1 protein-coding gene and 1 pseudogene are annotated in these 2,795 nt (G+C 66.0%); one reads left to right on the plus strand and one right to left on the minus strand.

All coding sequences use genetic code 11. The features are described from left to right. Window positions 1–558: 558 nt before the first annotated feature. The gene (locus VGC56_RS03790; protein WP_464123382.1) at window positions 559–2,205 is read right to left on the minus strand and encodes an IS1182 family transposase; all 1,647 of its coding nucleotides are present in this window, start codon (window positions 2,203–2,205) and stop codon (window positions 559–561) included. 64 nt (window positions 2,206–2,269) lie between these two features. Between VGC56_RS03790 and VGC56_RS03795 the strand changes: the two are divergent. After that, a pseudogene (locus VGC56_RS03795) lies at window positions 2,270–2,795 on the plus strand (type 2 periplasmic-binding domain-containing protein); the annotation flags it as partial.

Here is a 2,795-nt window from a genome sequence, read left to right on the forward strand (position 1 = left end):
CCGGCGAACTGGTTGGGCCCGTCAGGGAATTGGCGAAGGCAATGCGGATTGGAGCGGGCTGTTTCCAGACGTAGGCCGTGTAGCCGAGCGCGAGGAGCATGGCCCCCCCGAGGATTGCGAGCGCAATCCGTGCGCGGCGCCGCCGGTTCATCGCGGCCGCGTCCCGCTGTTGCGCGGGCGCGCCGCGCGAGCACCGCCAGGATGGTCGCGCGCTCCCAGGCTTGAGGCTTGGTCGTGTCTTGTTCCGACCGCCATAGGAACGCCTCCGCGGAGGAAACGGATCGTACCCGCGTCGACCGCGACGCTGCAAGCTCGGCCGGTTCGCCAAGCATTGACGTTTGTCGGCCGGGGGCTGCGGCTGACCGCCGTACATCACGTTGTTGCACGGATCCGGCCGGTGGCGCCCGGGGCCGGGATGGAGTAGCTGGGCGGCTCCCCTGCTGCCCCCCGGATGCCCACCTTGCCCTTCAAGCTGAACCAGGACCGCCGCCGCCACATCCCGGAGCAGAAGCGCAGGGTCACGAACTGATACCGTTGGCGAAGTCGCCGGGTAGGAGGTCAGGCGGCCATCAGGCGGACAAGGTGTGAGCGGCGCGTGATGGTTCGTGGTCTGCCTTGCAGCCAGGCATCCAGGCGCACGACGTTGAGGGCCGCCGCACTCGCTACATGCTGCAGGTGAGCCTTGGCTAAGCCGACGTAGCGCGAGCGGCGTAGTCCGCAGAGCCGCATGGCCTGTGACAGGCAGCCCTCGATCCCGGCACGCACGCCGTAGAGCGCGCGCCATTGCGGTGTCTGCTGGTGCCGGCGCGCCCGCTGGATCGCCTCATGCCGCTCTTCGAGGCGGAAGGTCAGTCTGCGCGAGGCGACCTTGGCCCGCGTGCAGAGGGATCGGCTCGGGCAGGCGCGGCAGACCCGGTCTGCGAAGACGGCTTGGACGCGCTTGGTCCCCCAATCATCTACTCCCGGCAGCCAGTTGATGCTCTTGTGCCCCTGTGGACAGGTCACAACCTGGGCGTCCCAGTCGATCCTGAAAGCAGAGATGTCGTAGCCCTGACCGGCCTTGGCCTGCCAACTCGCGTCCGGGCGGATGGGGCTAATCAGCTCGACCTCGTGCTCTGCCCCGATGTCCAGCAGCAGGTCGGCATCGACGTAACCGGCATCGATGAAATGCGTCCGCGGCAGCAGGCTCTTTCCCGCAAGAGCGGCGTGCAAAGGCGCCGTCACAGCCGTGTCCGGAACCGGAGCCGGCGTCGTTACGACGTTGGTGATGAGGTGCGGGGCATCTGCATCGCAGGTCTCGGTGAAGTGCGCTTTATAGCCGATCCAGGTCGTGGTGCCCTTGTCGCCGAAGCTGGCATCCGTGTCATAGGGGCTGTGAAGGCGCGCCCTTGCTGGCGGCAGGTCAGCGCGGTCCCGCCAGCTGACCCTGTCCTCCTGGAGGGAGAACTGCTGCACCCAGGTCCGGCGTAGCGCCTGCACGGCCGGGAGGTCGCGCAGCCACATCGGAGCCGCCGGGTCGTAGACGGCAGCGAGCAGTCGGTGCCCATCAGCGCCGATGCTTTCAGCAAGTTCTCTGCGCGCAACCTCACCCTTGGGCAGCCGGTAATCCTCGACGCGACGTCCATACCGATCGACCCAGCCGTGTTCGGCATGCTGGGCCATCCAGTCAGGCGCGGCCGCCGCGAGGGAGTTGAGCGCGGCCCGCAGCATCTCGCCCACGTTCTCTAAGCGGTTGAGCTTGCGCACCGCGGCCAGCACGTGAGTGGAGTCGGTGCGCTGCCGACCGCGTGCCTTCAGCAGGCCGTGCTCACGATACCGCGTCAGCATGGCCTCGAGCAGGCTCTGCTCGAGACCGCCCGCGATCAAACGGGCGCGAAACTCGCAAAGCACGGAGAAGTCGAACCCGGGATCAGTCAGCTCCAGACTGAGCGCATACTTCCAGTCGATCCGACCACGGACCGCATCGGCTGCCTGCCGGTCCGGCAGACCCTCGGCGAACTGCAGGACCGTCACCAGGGCCAGGCGCCAGGGTGAGTACGCCGGCTGACCTCGCGCCGGGAACAGAGACGCGAACATCTGGTCGTTGTAAATCGCACCCAGTTCATCGCGCATGCGCATGGCAGCACAGCCGCGAGGGAATGCCGCCACCGCCACCTGAGCGGTCGTGGCAGGGACTGGTGCGATCTCGGCAGGGCGTAGCGACATGGCGGCTCCCCTCAGCTGATCCTCCAACAGAGAAGCCAACGCGCAGCCAGCGAATTCGCCAACGGTATCAGATCCTGACCTGATGAGCCAGGTTCGATCCGGAGCGGTCGACATCTACAACACCGCGCCCACGATACTCTCCCCGTTCGTGCCGGCGGTCGCGGTCGCGAATATGGGCTTTGCTTTTGAGAGCTATGACGATGGCTGGCGGGCGATGGATGGCGAGATGGGTTCGTTTATCCGCGCGCAGATCGAAAAGGCTGGCCTGATCGTCCCCGCGAAATCGGGCGACAACGGATTCAGGCATATCACGTCGGGCACTAATACCAAGTCTCAATGATCAGAACCTGTCGAAACGAAGAGGGCCCAGCGGTTCCAAGCCCGGGGAAGCCGGGTTCGTCGGCGATGGGTTCTCCTCATCGGGACTTGGTATAAGCCCATTCGCCAGCCGGGCGATCTGAAGGCGTACCGGATCCGGGTTCCTACCTCTCCGGTCCTGCTTTCGCTATTCACCGCACTCGGTGCTGGACCGACTGCGGTCAACTACAACGAGCTGTATACCGCCCTTCAGACAAAGCTGGTGGACGGGC

Origin of the sequence: Allosphingosinicella sp. (assembly GCF_036403745.1) — a bacterium.
In the GTDB taxonomy this organism is placed as follows: Bacteria; Pseudomonadota; Alphaproteobacteria; order Sphingomonadales; family Sphingomonadaceae; genus Allosphingosinicella.